The sequence below is a fragment of the Paenibacillus sp. J22P143 genome (assembly GCF_059692035.1).
Window position 1 is genome coordinate 212,272 of the sequence record NZ_JCAUAQ010000005.1, and the last position, 19,676, is coordinate 231,947.

Sequence of the window (19,676 nt, forward strand, 5' to 3'; positions counted from 1 at the left end):
ACGAGAAAGAACGATCCATCGGTGAAAGTCGCACCGTCAGGATCGTTCTTTTTGTTGTTAAGCCGCGATATCGCGTCTGCGGAATATTCCCCAGGAAAGTGCATTGAATAATAGGAAGTAGAGAACGATCATCGTGATAGAGAACCCCAGCGTCATTCCCTCCATTAACGGCTGTCCATCCAGATATTGTGTAAGATCTGTATTCGCGAATAGATAGTATTTGCCCCATGTGTAACGCATAAACACAATTGTGATGATTTGACCTGCGAACATAAGGAAGATACTAATACCTATCGCAAGTGAGGCGCTGCGAAACACCGTTGAAATCATAAAGGCCAACGTGACGACCATGACGAGCTCAATCAGCTTGAGTCCATACGTTGAGAGTACATAGAGCAGCATGTTCTTTTCCTGCACTTCTCCGGCTGCATTGACAGTCAAATGCGGAAGACTCAACCGATCAAAGCCGTATAAGAAGCCATTGACAATCAGAGCTGTAATAATTAAGAGAATCACTAATGTAGCCGCAAATATTAATGTGGTCAGGTACTTCGACAACAGTATCTTCGACCTGCTTGCGGGACGAATGAGCAGCAGCTTAATGGTCCCCCAAGTAAATTCTCCTGCCACCATATCACCCGCAATAATGACAGCGAATAAGGTAACTACTAGCACAATTATTGCTGTGGCAGTCATCATACCACCCCACAGCGTATTCTCCTCAGGCGGGTAATTATGGTCCAGCATATATTGATGACGCGCATTATCCTCACGCATTTTCTTCTTAAATTTTTCTGATAAATCTGGATTTGCAAGTTCTGTTTTATTATGCTCGATGCTTTCTGCGGCCCTTAGCTTCCAGCTATCGTCTTTGTGAGTATCCGAATGAAATAATATCCCGGTGAGCACAACAATTGCAATTAATAAGATTGCTAGAATCCATGTTCGGAGTCGATTATAAATTTTCATATGCTCGTTCTTGATGAGATTAAGCAATAGGATCACTTCCCGTCATTTCTAAAAATTGATCTTCCAACGACTTCGCAGTTTTACGGATGCCATATACAGCAATCCCAGCTTCGACGAATCGCCTATTCCAGATCGCCGTTTCTTCTTTGTCCAGTTTCATAACAAGTTCGTTATCAACGACTTCTACATGTAGACCTTGTTCAGAGGCTAGTTTCGCCGCTTGCTGGGCGGCATCTATTTCGTAGACGACCCGCTGTTTGCCATCCTCCGGGACAAATTCTTTAATAAGTCGAACATCTACTAATTTTCCATTTTGGATAATGGCAACGCGGTCACACATGAGCTCCATTTCTGCCAATAGGTGAGAAGAAACAATAACAGATATCCCCTCTACTCGGGTAAGATTTCGCAAATGATCGCGAAGCTCCCGTATACCTGCTGGATCTAGGCCATTGGTGGGCTCGTCCAGAATAAGAACCGAAGGCTTATGTAGAAGTGCCTGCGCAATACCCAATCTTTGCCGCATCCCGAGGGAGTAGGTTTTCACCTTGTCATGAATGCGATTCGTCATCCCTACGAGATCAATCACCTCTTGAATACGATCCTCTTCTATCCCAGGAATCATCCTGGCATAATGCACCAAATTCTTATAGCCGCTTAGAAATTTATACATTTCCGGATTTTCAACAATCGCCCCAACATGACGAATCGCTTGTTCAAAATGCGTACGAATGGAATACCCGCCAATGCGTATATCCCCCTCTGTGATCGACATCAGTCCAACCATCATGCGGATGGTTGTCGTTTTGCCCGCGCCATTCGGCCCGAGAAAACCGAACACCTCGCCGCGCGGTACATCGAAGCTTAACTTATCAATAATGGTCTTGGAACCAATGCGTTTCGAAATATGATCCACCTGTACGATGGGCATATTCGCCTCTTGTGCTGCTGACATTCGACTTCCCCTCTCTTTTAAATCCAATATAATCCAATTTTACCTTACTTTCGCTGTCTTGCCTACTGATAAAATAAGTCATATGACTGTGCTCACTATGGCTTTCCCCTAATTTTATGTACAATAGAAGGATAAGACCCGTGTGTAAAGGAGCACCTCATCTATGATCCAAAGAAGACCTTGGCATGGTGTAGAGTGGTCACTGTTCATCGTATTGACTGGTGCTGCATTGCTCGGTTTGCTGTATAGCTGCCTTCACATCTACGAACAGCCCTTCTCCCACATCCTGTTAACCATATTGGCTATTTTACTCTCTTACGGGGTTCCTTTTTCATTCTGGCGTCCCCAGTATATTAACCCGACAGGGTATCCAATTGCCGTTCTACTGACCGGTATCCCTCTGCAAATTTACTTGGCTTGGATGGAGCAAGACGCCTTACTTACCATTAATTGCCCAATTATGGTCATTGGATTCCTCACCGACCGAAAAAATGCTTGGTGGACCGCCCCAATTTTCATGTTGGGGATGCCTGTAACCTATTTTTTCCTTCTTCACAGCGGCATGGGGGTTGGTCAATTATTTAGTTTTATCCTGAATGCCGTCCTCTTCTTCGCAATCGGATTAAGCTTACAACGTGCCGTCACCTCCAACGAGAAGACGGAGAAGCTGCTAGAGGAAAACCAACGTCAGTATCATTTGATTCATGAGCAGAATAACGTCTTAGAGCAATACGCTAACCAGATCGAGCAGCTTACTTTGGTAGAAGAGCGCAATCGAATGGCTCGTGAATTGCACGATACGGTAGGCCATACGTTTACCTCCGTCATTATGGGGATGGATGCCGTTTCTTATCTGATCGAAGCATCCCCTGAAAAGGCCAAACAGAAGCTCGATGTTCTGCGAAATGTGACACGCGGCGGCCTCGAAGAGGTGCGACGCAGCATCCATCAGATGGTTCCCAAAGAAGGAGATATACTGCTCTCCCAGCAGTTATCCCGGCTTGCTAACGAATTCGCTTTGCACACTGGCACCAAGATTCATTTCACGACGGTTAGTGAGGAATTCGAGATTCCCAAGCAAACCAAACTTTCACTTATTCGCTGTCTGCAGGAATCTTTGACGAATGCGAAGCGTCATGGGCGAGCAACTTCTATCGATATTGTGCTGACATATGCCGAGGACCAAATCTCCCTTCGAATTGAAGATGATGGTGTTGGAACGGAGCAACTTACACTAGGTTTCGGCATTAAAAGCATGCAAGAACGCATATCAGCACTGCAAGGTACGTTACAGGTACGCTCCCTGCCTGAGCAAGGGACAGTTGTCCATTGTTTCATTCCCGTCAAACGGTTCCCAACCTATTAAATCAGGTCCCATCTGCCTCGGCGAAATGCGGAGGCTATATCACTGTGAGGAGGATTGTTTCCCAATGACTGTAAACCAAGCTCCGCTCAAACTACTCCTGGTCGATGATCAGGATTTAATACGCGAAAGCTTGCACATCGTGCTCGGTATGGACCCTGATATTGATGTCGTTGGCTTAGCCGAGAACGGACAAGTCGCGGTTCATCAATGTGCAGAGGTGCAGCCTGATGTCGTGCTCATGGATATTCATATGCCAATCATGGATGGTGTCGAAGCCACTCGCCAGATTAAGGCTGCTTGGCCGCACATCCGTGTTATTATTTTGACTACCTTTCAGGAAATTAGCTACGTTGTAGACGCGCTAAGTGCAGGGGCAGAAGGCTACTTACTAAAGGCTATTCACCCTAAAGACCTCGCCACAGGAATCAAATGGGTCCATCAAGGCGGCACACTAATCCCGCATGATATCGCCAAAATGCTCGTGCAGCAGGCGCGTGGCGGGGTTGAGTTGGGCGGAGGGACTCTCTCTGCTGAAGATAAGGGTGAGCCGCCCGTTCGTTCAGAGACCTACGGCCTCAGTGAACGTGAATTACAAGTGCTGCACAGTATCGCCGACGGCCTGAACAACCGTGAAATTGCCGAGAAGCTATTCTTGTCCGAAGGCACCGTTAAGAACTACATCTCCAACATCTATTCGAAGATGGACGTTCGGGATCGGGTTCAGGCTTCGAAGAAGGCGCATGAGGAAGGAATGCTATAGGTTGGCAGTCCATGATACAAACAAAGACCGCTCTTCACCTTGGAAGAAGCGGTCTTTGTTTACGCTATATTACTCGAATAGCTTCTCGAGAAAGCCTTTTTTTCTTTTGCGAATCTTACTATAACTCTTCACTCTTGAGAACGTGGCTTGCGTCTCCTCTTCTTTGGTGTCAGCTACGCTTACTACATCTTGTACAGCTTCCTCGATAACACCATGAAGTGCCACTTGATCTTCTTGATTTGTCGCATGCTGATGGATCACGATCGTATTGACTAGCTGCTCATGCAGCTTATTCTCTAGCTCGTGTCTACATAATCGTAAAAACTGCTCTTGCTGCCTATTCTGGAGTTCAAACTGCTCATGAAGTTGCAATTGGAGCTCCTCTACCTGCTTGGACAGTAGCTTTACTGCCTTTTGCAAAGAATTCAGATCCTGCGGACCGAGCGGCTCTTCAAGTTCTTCTGAGTTCTCCTCATTGCCTGCCAGCAATGCTTGCAATTCCGCAGCTGTAAGGAGATCTTCTTTCTTCATGCGCATTCCTCCATCCCGTACATCATGCAGCCCATACTTGGACTGCGCTTTTTCTTATTGTACATGAGATTTCGGAAATGTTCACGTTTATCTATTATAATGAGCCGTACCAGCTTACAGGTTTAGTTGTTATTAGTCTTCTATGGCCCAAATATTCATCATAAATATTCAATTGATATTCACCTGAAAAGAAGGATGAATAGAAGTCCTCATCACGTGTCCCCATTGTGTATTTGCCACTCCCCAGTTTAATGATTTTACTTTCAGGTTGTGCATTCACATTGTTGCTTGACTCAAGCACGACACGTTCAGAGAAATTCACTTCAGAGTTACTATCATTAATTTCTATAAAAAGATTATGACCTTCTGTACTGGCTTCCACACTCCCATCCTTGGTGAGATCCGTGCGGAAACTAATACTCACTTCGTCTGAATACAAGTTAGCACGAGTCTTAAATGACGATAAACTAAGTTCAAACGGGTATAGATTAATTTTTTTCAAAACATGTTGCGTTTCGTCTTCTTCCTCAGGTAATTTAAGTGCTGACACATCATAGTAAGCATCGGGGGTATCCCCTAGCCCAGCCACTGTGCTTTCTTTAATGGATTTTCCTACTAGTAATTGCAGTCCCTTCTTGGACAAATCTTTGGGAACTACAGCAGCAATGGAGAGCATAGCTTTACCGCCAGGTACAATTTTCTTAGTTGGTACAGCAATGTTTGTTGCATACATCGTACCATTCGTATCCTTCAAAAAAGCCGTCAAATTACCAGCATAGATATATCTCGATTCTTTATTCTCCATAAGCAGTTCCGTAATAAACAGATCCGTAGTTTCACTCGTGTATGTACTAACATTTCTAATTGAATAAATCGCTTTGTTCCCAATGCCAGCTACCTTCCACCCTTGCTGTTGTGCCAAAACTGGAATTGCGGAGAGTTCACCTTCATACAGAAATTCAGCTAAGTCATTTGTTGCCTTATCTTCATCCAGCTCCTGGAGTACAAACTTTACACTCGTTACAGATGATTGATACGCAATCTTTCCAACCGCTTGAAAATGGATTTCCGAATGACCAGCGAGTCCGGTTACATCATCCGTTTGAACAATAGCAGCTTCTATTTTCACCTTGTCATCCAGCATGAAATATCCCGTCATTCGAGGCACTGACAGTAGCTTGCTACTTGGGTTGCTAATAACTAAATTCGCAGATAGCAAATCCTTGTCTTCCCAATGTAATTGTCACCCGTGACGTCTCCGCCTAGCAGAAAAAAACTGCTATTTCTTTTTCATCGCTTTATAAAAAATATATGAAAATGTTATTACAAAATAACTCATTAATACTACGAACCCTTTAAAACTAAGTGGATACTTATCATTAAACTGAGACATAACAATAGCAAAAATTCCAACGAAGATATTAATAACTAAAATAAAAATTGCAATTCTTTTTTCTTTATCGATTTTCTTGTAACTATAAAAAAGTACGAACAAAAGAAGTAGCATCCAAAAAATGGCTAATATATAGATTTTAATTCCCTCCGTTAATTTCGAATCCAATACAAATACTCAACATTATGTATGGTTTACTAGAAGTTAATTAGTAAAAAATAGCTTAGAGAATAGCTCTCTAAACTATTTTTTTAAAGCCTAATCTAAGATTCCGCCAATAACAACTGCGACTCCAGTTCTTGAAAGCGTATATGCTACTAATGGGGAAGCCGCAGGTAGTGCAACTGCTACTGCCACTGAGGCGACTACAAGTGCAGCGCCTGAACCAATCGCCCACCAATTTGTGCCACCATCAATATCGAACAATTCACTAAGATTTAATTCCTGCATTTTTAATGTATACTCCATTGTAATTCCTCCTCACTTTTATTACTTTTTTTAATCGCAACGCCAAATCCAATAAGAGTTACGCCACCCGCTATTATTGATTCAGCAATCTTCATTCCAGCAGGATTTGCAACAGATACAGGTACCAATGCTGCTACTGTTATGGTAGCAGCTATCACTACCGCACCACCAGCAATAGCCCACCAATTTGTTCCTCAATCAATGATTTGTAATTCTATTGGTCTCTGACTATGATAGATATCCTTATCTACATTGGATACGTATTGTATCTATTCAACGAATAGATTTAAATTTTTAGAGCATATGCTCTATAACAACGATGGGTTAACTCCGATATATATGTCTATAATTGGTTCTTCTCCAAGAATTATTTTTTCACTATTCGTTTGAACATTATAAGCAACTGTAATCTTCCGGTGGAGCAAGTTTATAAATTCTCCAACTTCATTATTTATTTCTATAGCTCTCATTTTCTTACGAAAAGAAACCACATTTTCAAATCTAATGCTTTTATCTTTTTCAATTTGGGTCTTCTGGTTCATATTGAACACTCCTTTGTTCAACTCTCTAAAAAAAGAATATCAAATTTTTCCCATATAGAAATATATCCCAAATGGGACATAATCAAACCCTCTGTTTTAATGAGCCGTTAAGATAATGACATTGTAATATTACAATGCTTTAATTGTTACTTTCACTTAACCTATTGTCCGTAGCTACTCTCCTCTCCTCGCCCGGCTCAAACGCCAATCATTTGTCCAATGTATCCAACATTTTTGGAAAGAAAAAGCCGCTCCTTCCCCGACATAGGAATTGAGAAGCGACTATACCTCATTTAGGACATAGAGTTAATTTATAAGTTCCATAAACTTCCTAAAATACTGCCCCTTATCCCCAACCTTTGTCTTTGCATAAACTTTCTTCAGCATATTACGTACAGTACCCTCTGTAATCCCCATCTTATTGGCAATTTGTAGTGCACTCTGATTGTACAACCAAGCATAAGCAACTTCTCTTTCTCTTGGAGTCAACTTATACAATTGGAACTGCCTGTCCATGATTTCCTTTTTTATCTCAGGATTAGATTGCTTATATTTATTTTCGATTGCATTCACTAATCGCTCCACCAAAACACAAGCAAAACTAACCTCCATCCCTTCCATCATCGACAAGTCCAGATAACCAATAATTTCACCGTTAACTTTTATTGGGTGACATATACAAGTCCAATCCGAGAATATCTGTAAGCTATGATTTATCCCTTCTACAACTGCAGAAGAGCCAGTTTCCATGGCTAAAGATATTCCATTAATTCCTACTGCGTGAAGAGCAAATGAACAACCAGGTACAACCTTGTACCGCTCCAATGCCTGAAGAAGAGACTCAATACCCTCTATGTGGATAGCTGTGCCTGCTATATCTGTAAGTATAAAAAAGTGAGTGCAAGGAATTGAGGCAGACAGCTCTCTCATTTCCTCTATTGCAAGATTTGCACATATTGCACTGATACCATTGCCATCTACTCTTAAATCATAAGGCAATGTTGTAGCAGATATAACAACCCCGTAACTATCTACAAGTTGTTGTAATCTACTTTTTTCTTCCGCGGGTAAATCATTATAGTTAATCCAAGTTTTTTGGCGGATATTCTCCACTGTAAAGACACTCACGGATCAAACTCCTCTCCACGATATAGTTCTCTTTACCTAGTATAATTCCTACATAAATATGCCATAAGTACTAAATTTTATGAAACCTATTTCTAACCTTCTCAATAGCTTCTTTGGAGTTTCGCACATTTAACTTCTTCAGTATTTGATTTACTTGATTCTTAATTGTACTTCCCGATTTGAATAACTTCTTCTCAATTTGTGTGTAAACCCTTCTTGTATCAACTCAAACACTTCCTTCTCTGCTTGAGTAAGTGGTGCTAAGAGCTCATCCCTCTTAAGTCTCAAATAGTCATTCATGACGGTTTGGACTGGGGTTATTTCACACATGGCCGCTCTAATGACACTAGGTAACCGTCTGTAATCCGTTTTTGCTACGTAATTTACAGCTCCAGCAGCCAATGAATTAATAATTAATTCTTTATCATTAAATGAAGTGATCATGATAATTTTGGTTTCCATAAACAGTTTTATCTCAGAGACAGCATCAATACCTTCCATTAGTCCCTCCGTAAGATGGATGTCCATCAGAACAACGTCAGGGTTTATTTCTCTGCATAACTGAAGTGCTTCTTCTTTATTAGCTGCTTTATACGTCTCTTTCATATCTGGTTCGCGTTCCAAATAGTCCGAAATACATGTTCGCCATATGGGATCATCTTCAACGACAAGAATTTTTAAGTTCATAGGTGCGTCCCCAATCTTGAATTAATTTAGATAGACAGCTTGATTCTTTTTGCAGATAAACGTCTTGTATTTGATTTTGAATGCGATTAATCATTCCTAATAAATGATCCGTAGAGGCCAGAATATGAGAGGCATTGGTTCTTATTTCATCTTGTCCAGACTCTGAAGTCATATGCTTAATACTTTCTGAGAGTATATTTATTTTGCCAATTTCATTCTTTATTGCATGGTTGAGGAAACTTGTGCCCGAAGTCACAGCTTTCATCGTGCTGTCAATTCGACGCCGCTCGAATTTAAGTTTTACTCCAAAAAAATCGAATTTGATCATAAATATGAGTAACAGTACTAATAAGATAAACATCATCACTGCGTTCAATCTCCATGCTTCGTGAACGTGATACAAGCGCAAGATATAATTAGATATCAAATGGAATAACACAGGTGGCAGCGCAATCATTAGGGTAAGTAATCTATTTTTCTTTAAATGGGGGTTGATTTCTTTTATATAGGTATATATCAACAAACCACTTCCGATTAGGATATAAGGAGCAACCCATAAAGCAGCAACTCCGTAATGATGAATGATTTTTGGGAAGATAGGCGTGAAATAAAACATAAGGAGAACGGGGATAAGTAGAGCAAACTTCCAAATTGCTTTTGCCCTAGATCCAAACAATTCCGAGTAACAGAGGCAAAATATGAAATAAACAATAGGGTAATCCATACGTGTTAATGAACGATCCTACACTTTAAACCCTTGGAAATATGTGCTCAACATTCGCTGTCATAAGTTGATGATCCGATAAATAGGGCATAAAGTTCTCAATTACGGCCCGACCAAACCCACCTGCCCCCCCACAAAAAGTTACAAGAGCCACCCAACGGGTAGACTCATTACGTGGGTTATTTAAGATGAGAATGATTGTGATTAGCCATAGTACGATAAACGTAAAAACCATTTGTCATAACGCCCCCCTCACCTTGAGATCTTCTGATATTAAACATATCTCAGAGCCCAGACTAGCCATCCACTTTTTCTTTTTATTAGAAACAATGAACGGATATTTCACATGATTTAACACAGGCAAGTCATGTTTAGAATCTGCAACAGCTATTGTCTTTAGAGAATCGAACTCCTTCGCTGCTTTGAATTTAAAATCTGGTAGCTTTTCCAAATTTACAATTATACCTGAGTTACGCTTTTCAACTGGAAGACATATATAGGGTACATCAAAGTATTGTGCATACAACTTAACAACAGGCGTAAAATTTGTAGAAAGCAGGGTGACGTTAATGTTGTTCTCTTTGAGATAGAAGATCAAGTCATGCGTGTACGAGATAAAGCTATTCTTATACTTGGACTCGAATAGTTCTTCTGCATTAGACTCTAGTTCTTCCAATGCATATCGATGGTACCGGTAGTAGAACACTCTTTGAAACCAGTCACGGCTAATAAAATCTAATAATAGATAAAAAGGCCCCCAGCAAACCGCAAAATAAACAAACCAAACTTGCCATAGGAGCGTACTTTTAAATTCTTTTCTTTTCATCCACATATAGAGATCCGTAATTCTTGCTTTTGCTAATGTATTGTCTATATCAATTAAAGCATCAGTAGCTCCTTGGGCAATCGCTTCCTGGATTGGGTTAAAATCGGTTATGTATTTCATAACTATGGTTCCTCCGAATGTCATCTTCTCTTTGTAAACAACAAACCCATGTGAGGTTTACAAAGATTATACATATAATGACAACCTTATGTTGTCGAAATTTGTCATTTGCAAGTTATTTTTTACAAAATTTACACAAAGAAAGATCAATTCCACCAAGAGGGGAATTGATCTTTGGGTAATCATTATTGGGTAAACTCTATCGATAACGAAATACTGTCGGCTATTTTCCATGTACCATCTGTTTGTTTCTTAAGAACGGTAATGCAGTCAGAACTATTATTTCTAAACTCGGGTCCGCTTACCTTTTCAGTCTTGCTTAGGGAACGCACATATGCTTCCTTCTCACTAGCTTTCGTAATCCTTACGTTTGTATTCGTTAACTTGAAGTCAAACACAGCGGTGAGTTGCTTCCATTGAACTACCTTCTGAGATAGATTAGGGTATGTGCTGTCATAGATGGGTAGAAGTGTATCAAAATCTTCTTTTTCAGAAAGGACCCGATCCTTCTCGACCACGGCTAAAATTTTAGCTTGCTCATCAGCGGATAAGGTAATCGTCTCTTCTTTATATTGATCCGCCTTTAAATAATCAATCTTGTTCACAACCGATTGGCTAGTTTTCCATTCGCCATTAACGCGTTTTAACAGCGCAATGGCTTCAATTTCGTTATTTTCGAACGCGGGGCCCTTCACCTTTGTCGTTTTTTGTTTATAAGCAACACTGGCTTGGTCTTTATCCACTTGAACTGTATCGCTTACTTTAAGATCATAGGCAAGATCATACAAGGTGAACAATTGTATAGCCCCAGCTTTGGCATTCTCATATCCAGGAGTTGCTGGATCTATTGTTGCTACCATGGCATCTGCATCTTCACGGACACTGGCATCCACCTGTCTTTGCAGGACATGCTTGATCTGCTGTGCCGTGTTCGCAATATAAACCGTTCGGCTCAGACCATCCCAACTGACTTCACGCCCAGATGCTTCACCCACGAAACGGAGCGGGATGAAGGTCACGTTGTCTTTGATAACTGGAGCTACTTCTAGCTCGAATGCCTTGCCGTTGACCAAGACTGTCTTGCTGCCGATAACGAGCTTCACACTGAGCTTGTCGCTGCTGCCAGTTACTTCTTGCTTGGTCGCGTCCCACTCTACCTTCAAACCAAGTGCTTCAAAAGCCGTACGGAACTGCACCAACGTATTCCCTTCTGTAATAAAAGGCTGTACCTCGAAAGACAATGCCTTATCGTCGACGAGAACCTTAATGTCCTGCGCATCGGCCGCGCTAACACTTGCCGCTCCTGCAATCAATGAAATTGCCAACATGCCTGTTACGATCCACTTTTTCATAATCATCACTCTTCTTTCTTATAATGTAATTGCAAACTGTGGCCATCTGCCGTCCACGTCAAACCGGATAGCTGCTCCTGAAATGCTCCAAGCTCAATCCAACTTGTCCCCTTGTTTAGGAAAGCATCCCCTGTCATTGTGGCGGACATAGGATAGCTAATATCTATGATCTTGGATTTGATCGATACCGCACGTTTAACTTCGTCCCAGTGAATATCAGCTTCAGCCAAAGCCGCCAATAGACGCGCTGGCACGTAGTAACTTTCTTCTATTTTTTTAAAAGGAACATTCACCGGTAACTCAATCTGATTGACTTGCGTTAAGGTGTCCGTAAGCTCCAAATCCAATTGGGGAGCCCCAAGCGCTAGCATCGCCCGTATCAGAGGCTCGATCTCTCCGCTAACTTCTATGTCTGGCTCGATCCCTACATCATTGACCTCGTGTTTATCGGGCGTCAGCCACTCCATACTTGTGACTTTAAGCGTTCCGCCGCTAATCAGCGGGAATATCTGTTGCGCCACGCCCTTACCATAGGAGCGGGTACCAATGATCGTTGCGAGCTCATGATCCTGCATAAAACCTGCGAACATTTCAGAAGCGCTTGCGCTATTCTCATTGATTAGAACAGTGGCAGGCAGACCCAAGCTGTGGCCTTCTTTGATCTCCAGCGGGTGAAGTTCTAACACGCCTTGCTTCTTTTCGTACATAAAAGTCCCGTTTTCAATAAAAAGCCCTGCTAATTTCTGTGCTGCCTCAACGTAACCGCCGCCATTGTTACGCAAATCAATGATTAATGAAGTCATTCCCTGCGATTGCAGATCGGTCAATGCTTTGGCAAACTCGATTTCTGTGTTCCATGCAAAGGTATATAAAGCGATATAACCAACTTTTCCGTCAAGCAAGTGGTGGCTAAGAATAGGGAATTGAATATTTGTAAATGTGAGAGCAATCACTTTCTTTTCATCGCCGCGCGAGATCGTAAATGCAATGGTGTCGCCCTCTTTTTTGCCTAACATCGCTTTCGTTAGAGAACCTATCGTCAGCGCTTTATCCGGCTGTTCACCAAGGGCTACCAAATAATCTCCTGCTTGAAGTCCTGACTGCTCGGCAGGCGTGCCAGGGTATACTTGATTTACGTAAATACCTTTGTCATTGGATGTGATACGAAATCCTAGTCCAACTGCTTGGCCGTTGACCGCTTTCTGAAATTTACTCGCTTCGGAAGGTTCGTAATACTCCGTATACGGATCATCTAGCGAATCTATCATGCCTTGTAGAGCAGCATCTAATAGCTCATCCTGCGTCGTACCACTTATATGCAAGGAGCTAAGAAGACTCAATACCTCGTCAAAGCGATAAGCTGACTTGGATTTAGCATTGGGCTCAGCGGCATTCAAGGAAAGTGGAGCAAGTAAAAGTGTTAAAGACAGACCAGCTGTGACGACGAACTTCGGATATTTCCTAACGGTACTCACCATCCCTCACACATTTCTCTGATAAACACACACTAAAACTCATCATACGAGATGTTCTGCTACATGGATATATCCTATATGGGATATAGAAACTGGTCGGGCTAACTGTGAAAAAAAAAAACTGCCTGCAGGTAAAGATCCACCTGCAAGCAGTCTCATAAGTCTTATGGTAAATTCGATGATCCCATCAAGAAACGATCCACTTCACGCGCCACCGCGCGTCCTTCGTTGATCGCCCAAACTACAAGGCTTTGCCCGCGACGCATGTCGCCAGCTGCGAAAACGCCGTCTACGTTCGTAGCAAACTTCCCGTAATCCGCTTTCGCGTTGGAGCGCTCGTCTTTGGCAACGCCAAGCTGATCTAACACTGTGTTTTCTGGTCCCGTGAAGCCCATGGCAATCAACACTAGCTGCGCTGGGTAAACCTTCTCGCTGCCTGGCACTTCGACCGGTACGAACGCACCCTTCTCGTTCTTCTGCCACTCGATCAGAACCGTATGCAGCTCTTTCAAGTTGCCGTTCTCATCACCCACGAATTTCTTCGTGTTGATCAAGTACGTGCGCGGGTCATCGCCCTGAATAGCAGCCGCTTCTTGTTGACCGTAGTCCACTTTCAACACCTTTGGCCATTCCGGCCATGGGTTGTTCGCTGGACGTGTTTCCGGTGACTTCGGCATGATCTCGAACTGCGTCACGCTCTTACATTTATGACGAATGGAAGTACCCACGCAGTCCGTTCCGGTGTCCCCACCGCCGATAACGATAACGTCTTTGCCTTCGGCAGAGATGAATTCACGATCGGCATGCTCGGAATCAAGCAAGCTCTTCGTGTTCTTGCTCAGGAATTCCATCGCCAGATGCACGCCGCCGAGCTCACGACCCTCGATCGGTAGATCGCGGCCTTTCGTAGCCCCGCCGCACAGGACGATTGCATCGAATTCCTCTTGCAGCTTCTCAATCGGATAGTTCACACCCACATGCGCATTAGTTACGAACGCCACGCCTTCGGCTTCAAGCAGATCCACACGACGTTGGACATACTTTTTGTCCAGCTTCATGTTCGGGATTCCGTACATCAGCAAGCCACCGACACGGTCAGCACGCTCAAACACGGTAACCCAGTGTCCTGCTTTGTTCAGCTGCGCTGCTGCCGCAAGTCCGGAAGGACCTGAGCCAACAACCGCAACCTTCTTCCCAGTGCGCGTTTCCGGCGGTTCAGGCTTGATCCAGCCTTCATCGAAGCCTTTATCGATGATCGCTTTCTCAATTGCTTTAATGGTAACCGGCGTGTCCTTCAAGCCTACTGTACAAGAGCCTTCACAAGGCGCTGGACAAACACGGCCCGTAAATTCCGGGAAATTATTCGTCTTGTGGAGACGATCCAAGGCTTCGCGCCATTGACCGCGATACACGAGATCATTCCACTCTGGAATCAGGTTGTTCACGGGGCAACCAGCGGCCATGCCGCTGATTAATGACCCTGTGTGGCAGAAAGGAATCCCACAATCCATACAGCGGGAGCCTTGTGTCTGTAATTTATCTTGCGTTAGTGGTGTCGCAAACTCTTTCCAATGGCCGATTCGGACCAGAGGAGAAGCTTCGGATGCCACTTCACGAGCGTGTTCTATAAAACCGGTTGGTTTACCCATTTACGTTTAATCCCTCCTGAGCATGTTGGCCAGAAAAGCTGGCATCCTAGCATAACTCGCGTTCGTACCTGAGCACAAACGCCTTCGTTAGCCTTACACTGATTTGTTAATTTCCGCCTACGCGGGAAACATCCCTCATATTCGCCTCGAAAGCAACCATGATGGCTTCTTGTTGGCTTAGACCGGAGCGTTTCACCTTCTCGATGGCATCAAACATCCGTTTGTAGTCCTTCGGTATAACCTTCACGAACTTCCAAACGTACTCATCCCAGTGCTGAATAACTTGGTGGGCAACGCTGCTATCCGTAAATGTGGCATGATGCTGAATCATCGTTTTCAATTCATTCATTTCATACGTTTCTTCCAGCTGCTCAAGGTAAACCATCTCTTTATTCACTTTGTTTTGGAAGTCACCATTCACATCCAATACGTAGGCAATACCGCCTGACATACCTGCTGCGAAGTTACGCCCAGTTGGACCTAGTACAACGACACGACCACCAGTCATGTACTCACAGCCGTGATCGCCAACACCTTCAACGACGGCACGCACACCGCTGTTTCTTACGCAGAAGCGTTCGCCAGCGATACCACGGATGTAAACATCCCCGTCTGTTGCGCCATATAAGGCTGTATTGCCGATAATCACGTTATCTTCCGGTACAAAAGTCGACTTGCTCGATGGGAAAATGGCCAGCTTACCGCCGGACAATCCTTTCCCTACGTAGTCATTGGCATCTCCTTCGAGGGAGAGTGTGATCCCCTTCGGTACGAAAGCACCAAAACTTTGACCTGCAGAGCCTTCAAAGTGAAGACGAATCGTATCGTGCGGCAAGCCTTCTACGCCGTGACGACGTGTCACTTCACTGCCGACAATTGTTCCGACAACGCGGTTCACATTCGTAATTGGCAGAATCGCGTGTACGTGTTCTTTGCGCTCAATCGCTGGCTCGCAAATATCGAGCAGCTTTGTCATGTCCAGCGAGCGATCTAATCCGTGATCCTGCTCCATTTGGCAGAAGCGACCGACTTCTTCGCCCATATCCGGTTGGTGCAACAGCGGCGAAAGATCGACGCCTTTGGCTTTCCAATGCTCGACAGCTGGCTTGGACTCCAAGATATCGGTGCGTCCAACCATCTCTTCAATCGTGCGGAAGCCAAGCTCTGCCATCATCTCACGCACATCGTTAGCGATGAAGGTCATGAAGTTAACAACATGCTGTGGATCTCCAGCAAATTTCTTGCGAAGCTCCGGATTTTGCGTAGCGACTCCAACCGGACAAGTGTCCAAGTGGCAGACGCGCATCATCACGCAGCCGATCGTTATTAATGGTGTCGTTGCAAAGCCGAACTCCTCGGCACCGAGCAAAGCAGCTACGATCACGTCGCGCCCTGTCATCAACTTGCCATCCGTTTCGACGACGATACGGCTGCGCAGGTTGTTCAGTACGAGTGTCTGATGTGTCTCCGCCAGACCGAGCTCCCATGGCAGTCCCGCGTGACGAATACTCGTCTGCGGTGACGCGCCTGTTCCTCCGTCGTAGCCAGAGATGAGGACAACGTCCGCTTTCCCTTTGGCTACACCGGCAGCGATGGTGCCAACACCGACCTCGGATACCAGCTTAACGCTGATCCGTGCCCGTGGGTTGGCATTCTTGAGATCGTGGATCAATTCGGCAAGATCCTCGATCGAATAAATATCATGATGCGGCGGCGGCGAAATCAAGCCTACGCCTGGCGTAACACCGCGAACCTCGGCTACCCAAGGGTACACCTTGGTTCCCGGAAGCTGACCGCCCTCGCCGGGCTTCGCGCCCTGCGCCATCTTGATCTGAATCTCGTCCGCGTTGACGAGATAGTGGCTCGTGACGCCGAAGCGGCCGGACGCCACCTGCTTGATGGCGCTGCGGCGAAGATCGCCGTTCGCATCTGGCGTGAAACGCTCTGGATGCTCGCCGCCTTCGCCGGTGTTGCTCTTGCCGCCGATGCGGTTCATCGCAATCGCGATGGTTTCGTGCGCTTCCTTCGAGATGGAGCCGTAGGACATGGCTCCCGTCTTGAAGCGCTTGAAGATCGATTCGATCGGCTCAACCTCTTCGATCGGAATCGGTGTGCGTCCTGCCTTGAAGCTCAGCAGTCCGCGTAAAGCCATATATTTCTCGTCTTCGCGCTTGACGAGCTTGGAGAAGCTTTTGTACTGCGCATAATTGTTCGTACGAACTGCGGATTGCAGAGCATGCACCGTTTCTGGGGTATAAATGTGATCTTCCCCGTCTCTGCGCCACTGCAAGTCCCCGCCTGTATCGAGCACACGATCGCGCCCTTCTTGCTCGGAAAACGCACGGCTGTGGCGTAGGAGAGCTTCCTTCGCTACCACATCGATGCCGATACCGCCAACTGGCGTATACGTCCAAGTGAAGTAGCTGTCAATCAGCTCTTGGCTTAAGCCAATTGCCTCGAAAATTTGCGCTCCGCGATAACTCTGAATGGTGGAAATCCCCATTTTCGCTAACACTTTGACTACACCCTTGGTGACAGCTTTGATGTAGTTATAAGTCGCCTTTTCATGATCAACGCCAACAAGCTGCTTACGCTGAATCATATCATCTAGCGTTTCTAACGCCAGATAAGGGTTGATCGCGCCTGCGCCGTAGCCGAGCAATAACGCAAAGTGATGCACTTCACGCGGTTCACCGGACTCCACGAGCAAGCTAACCTTCGTCCGTGTGCCTTGACGGATCAGATGGTGATGTAAACCTGACGTCGCCAAAAGCGCTGGGATCGGTGCGCTTACGCTATCTACACCACGGTCAGACAGAATGAGCAGTGTAGCTCCGTCCACGATGGCTTGATCCGCAGCCGTGTACAACGCTTGCATCGCACTCTCTAGCCCAGCCGTGCCTGCTGATGCTTCGAAAAGCGTCGACAACGTGACCGTTTTGAAACCATCACGCTGAATATGACGCAGCTTCGCCAACTCTTCATTGGAGAGGAACGGCGATTTCAAACGAATTTGACGGCAGCTCTCCGGCTCTGGCTTAATCAGGTTGCGCTCAGGTCCAATTGTGGTACCCTGCGCCGTAATAATTTCCTCAAAGTTCGCATCAATTGGCGGATTCGTTACTTGCGCGAATAATTGTTTAAAATAGTTATAAAGCAACTGCGGACGGTCTGAAAGCACCGCAAGCGGAGCATCCGTACCCATGGAGCCGATCGGATCTACACCTGTTTTGCCCATTGGCTCCAGGGTCTTACGCAGTTGTTCGAATGTGTAGCCAAATGCTTGCTGACGCTGAAGAATCGTGTCATGGTCCGAACCAAGTACAATCGGCGCATCTTCCAGATCCTCTAAGGAAACGAGATGGTCATTCAACCAATCTCGATATGGCTGTTCACTAGCGATTCCGCTCTTGATTTCTTCGTCGGTCACGATGCGACCTTCTACGGTATCTACAAGCAGCATGCGTCCCGGTCTCAAACGGTCTTTGTACAAAATACGCTCAGGCTCGATATCCAGTACGCCTACCTCGGAAGCAAGCACGATGAAATCGTCCGTCGTCACATAATAACGCGAAGGGCGCAAGCCGTTACGATCGAGAATCGCTCCAATTTGACTGCCATCTGTAAAAGCAATCGCTGCAGGCCCATCCCACGGCTCCATCAAGGTGCTGTGATACTCGTAGAACGCTTTCTTGTCATCATCCATGCCTTCATGCTTGGACCAAGGCTCTGGCACCATCATCATCGCCGCATGCGGTAACGAACGACCTGAGAGCATCAAGAACTCTAGTGTGTTATCAAACATTTGGGAATCGGAACCATCGGTATCAATAACAGGAAGAATGCGTTTGAAATCTTCACCAAATAAATCGGAATCACACATCGCTTGACGCGCGTGCATCCAGTTGACATTTCCGCGAAGCGTATTGATTTCACCATTGTGGATCAAATAGCGGTATGGATGCGCACGTTCCCAGCTTGGGAAGGTGTTCGTACTAAAACGAGAGTGAACAAGCGCTAAGGCAGAGTCTACCTTTTCGTCTTGCAATTCCACGTAATACGCATCAACTTGTTCTGGTGTTAACATACCTTTGTAAACAATCGTTCTGCTGGACAAGCTAGAATAGTAAAATTGCGATTGCGGATGCGATAATTTGATAGCGTTTTCAGATAGCTTGCGAATAATATATAACTTGCGCTCAAAATCTAGATTCGTCGCGGTATCTGCGCTTTGACCAATAAATACCTGGCGAACATAAGGTTCCGCCGATTTCGCTGAATCTCCTAATGAGCTGTTATTTGTTGGAACGGTTCTCCATCCAAGGAACTGTTGTCCTTCTTGTTTGACTATTCGCTCAATGGTACTTTCACAGGCTTGACGCGCCTCTAATTCCTGAGGCAAATACACCATACCTACGCCATAGCCTCCCGAAACAGGAAGTTTAATGTTCTCTTGCTCACAGGCGGATTGGAAATACGTGTCTGGGATTTGCATCAAAATGCCTGCGCCATCTCCCGTATTTTGTTCACAACCTTGCCCGCCGCGATGATCCAAATTGCAAAGTACACGAAGTGCTTGCTTGACGATGGCATGAGATTTGACACCCTTGATATTGGCAACAAAGCCTATACCGCATGCATCATGCTCATTCCTCGGATCGTACAATCCCTGTTTGGGAGGTAATCCATTAATAGTCATGTTGTGCAACCTTTCTTCCCTCGTTTTTCACT

The 19,676-nt window shown here is 44.9% G+C and carries 17 protein-coding genes; 2 read left to right on the forward strand and 15 right to left on the reverse strand.

Features of this window, described 5'->3' with window-relative positions; genetic code table 11:
• Positions 1 to 57: 57 nt before the first annotated feature.
• The gene (locus AC58PQ_RS11930) at positions 58 to 996 is read right to left on the reverse strand and encodes a DUF2705 family protein (RefSeq protein ID WP_497242148.1); all 939 of its coding nucleotides are present in this window, start codon (positions 994 to 996) and stop codon (positions 58 to 60) included.
• Complete coding sequence (locus tag AC58PQ_RS11935) at positions 989 to 1,924, reverse strand: ABC transporter ATP-binding protein (protein WP_497242149.1); 936 nt, start codon at positions 1,922 to 1,924, stop codon at positions 989 to 991. The genes AC58PQ_RS11930 and AC58PQ_RS11935 overlap by 8 nt, the downstream gene beginning before the upstream one ends.
• Before the next feature lie 163 nt (positions 1,925 to 2,087).
• On the opposite strand from AC58PQ_RS11935, the gene AC58PQ_RS11940 reads away from it, so the two are divergent.
• Positions 2,088 to 3,290 (forward strand): sensor histidine kinase, encoded by a 1,203-nt coding sequence (locus tag AC58PQ_RS11940; protein WP_497242150.1) that lies wholly within the window; start codon positions 2,088 to 2,090, stop codon positions 3,288 to 3,290.
• Between the two features lie 64 nt (positions 3,291 to 3,354).
• Positions 3,355 to 4,050 carry a response regulator transcription factor gene (locus tag AC58PQ_RS11945; protein ID WP_497242151.1) on the forward strand — a complete coding sequence of 232 codons (696 nt, stop codon included), beginning with the start codon at positions 3,355 to 3,357 and terminating at the stop codon, positions 4,048 to 4,050.
• A gap of 69 nt (positions 4,051 to 4,119) precedes the next feature.
• Here the strand turns inward: AC58PQ_RS11945 and AC58PQ_RS11950 are convergent, their stop codons facing one another.
• The 13 genes from AC58PQ_RS11950 to gltB form a co-directional block, all read right to left on the reverse strand.
• Positions 4,120 to 4,581, reverse strand: coding sequence for a hypothetical protein (locus AC58PQ_RS11950; protein ID WP_497242152.1), 462 nt, complete (start codon positions 4,579 to 4,581; stop codon positions 4,120 to 4,122).
• Between the two features lie 94 nt (positions 4,582 to 4,675).
• Positions 4,676 to 5,800 (reverse strand): hypothetical protein, encoded by a 1,125-nt coding sequence (locus AC58PQ_RS11955; RefSeq protein WP_497242153.1) that lies wholly within the window; start codon positions 5,798 to 5,800, stop codon positions 4,676 to 4,678.
• 432 nt (positions 5,801 to 6,232) lie between these two features.
• Positions 6,233 to 6,442: a hypothetical protein gene (locus AC58PQ_RS11960; protein WP_497242154.1), complete on the reverse strand. Its 210-nt coding sequence runs from the start codon at positions 6,440 to 6,442 to the stop codon at positions 6,233 to 6,235.
• Positions 6,427 to 6,600, reverse strand: a complete 174-nt coding sequence (locus AC58PQ_RS11965; RefSeq protein ID WP_497242155.1) for a hypothetical protein — start codon at positions 6,598 to 6,600, stop codon at positions 6,427 to 6,429. The genes AC58PQ_RS11960 and AC58PQ_RS11965 overlap by 16 nt, the downstream gene beginning before the upstream one ends.
• 150 nt (positions 6,601 to 6,750) lie before the next feature.
• The gene (locus AC58PQ_RS11970) at positions 6,751 to 6,984 is read right to left on the reverse strand and encodes a hypothetical protein (protein ID WP_497242156.1); all 234 of its coding nucleotides are present in this window, start codon (positions 6,982 to 6,984) and stop codon (positions 6,751 to 6,753) included.
• 306 nt (positions 6,985 to 7,290) lie between these two features.
• Positions 7,291 to 8,112: a helix-turn-helix transcriptional regulator gene (locus AC58PQ_RS11975; protein WP_497242157.1), complete on the reverse strand. Its 822-nt coding sequence runs from the start codon at positions 8,110 to 8,112 to the stop codon at positions 7,291 to 7,293.
• 150 nt (positions 8,113 to 8,262) lie between these two features.
• The gene (locus AC58PQ_RS11980; RefSeq protein WP_497242158.1) at positions 8,263 to 8,799 is read right to left on the reverse strand and encodes a response regulator; all 537 of its coding nucleotides are present in this window, start codon (positions 8,797 to 8,799) and stop codon (positions 8,263 to 8,265) included.
• On the reverse strand, positions 8,774 to 9,523 hold the full coding sequence (locus AC58PQ_RS11985; RefSeq protein ID WP_497242159.1) for a hypothetical protein: 750 nt from the start codon (positions 9,521 to 9,523) through the stop codon (positions 8,774 to 8,776). Before AC58PQ_RS11985 ends, AC58PQ_RS11980 begins: the two co-directional genes overlap by 26 nt.
• A gap of 238 nt (positions 9,524 to 9,761) precedes the next feature.
• Positions 9,762 to 10,469: an HAD family hydrolase gene (locus tag AC58PQ_RS11990; RefSeq protein WP_497242160.1), complete on the reverse strand. Its 708-nt coding sequence runs from the start codon at positions 10,467 to 10,469 to the stop codon at positions 9,762 to 9,764.
• A 185-nt stretch (positions 10,470 to 10,654) separates the two neighbouring features.
• Positions 10,655 to 11,821 carry a copper amine oxidase N-terminal domain-containing protein gene (locus AC58PQ_RS11995; protein WP_497242161.1) on the reverse strand — a complete coding sequence of 389 codons (1,167 nt, stop codon included), beginning with the start codon at positions 11,819 to 11,821 and terminating at the stop codon, positions 10,655 to 10,657.
• A 5-nt stretch (positions 11,822 to 11,826) separates the two neighbouring features.
• Positions 11,827 to 13,296, reverse strand: a complete 1,470-nt coding sequence (locus AC58PQ_RS12000) for a S41 family peptidase (RefSeq protein ID WP_497242162.1) — start codon at positions 13,294 to 13,296, stop codon at positions 11,827 to 11,829.
• 164 nt (positions 13,297 to 13,460) lie between these two features.
• The gene (locus AC58PQ_RS12005; RefSeq protein ID WP_477587886.1) at positions 13,461 to 14,945 is read right to left on the reverse strand and encodes a glutamate synthase subunit beta; all 1,485 of its coding nucleotides are present in this window, start codon (positions 14,943 to 14,945) and stop codon (positions 13,461 to 13,463) included.
• Positions 14,946 to 15,051: 106 nt separating this feature from the next.
• Complete coding sequence (gene gltB, locus AC58PQ_RS12010; protein WP_497242163.1) at positions 15,052 to 19,644, reverse strand: glutamate synthase large subunit; 4,593 nt, start codon at positions 19,642 to 19,644, stop codon at positions 15,052 to 15,054.
• Positions 19,645 to 19,676: the final 32 nt, after the last annotated feature.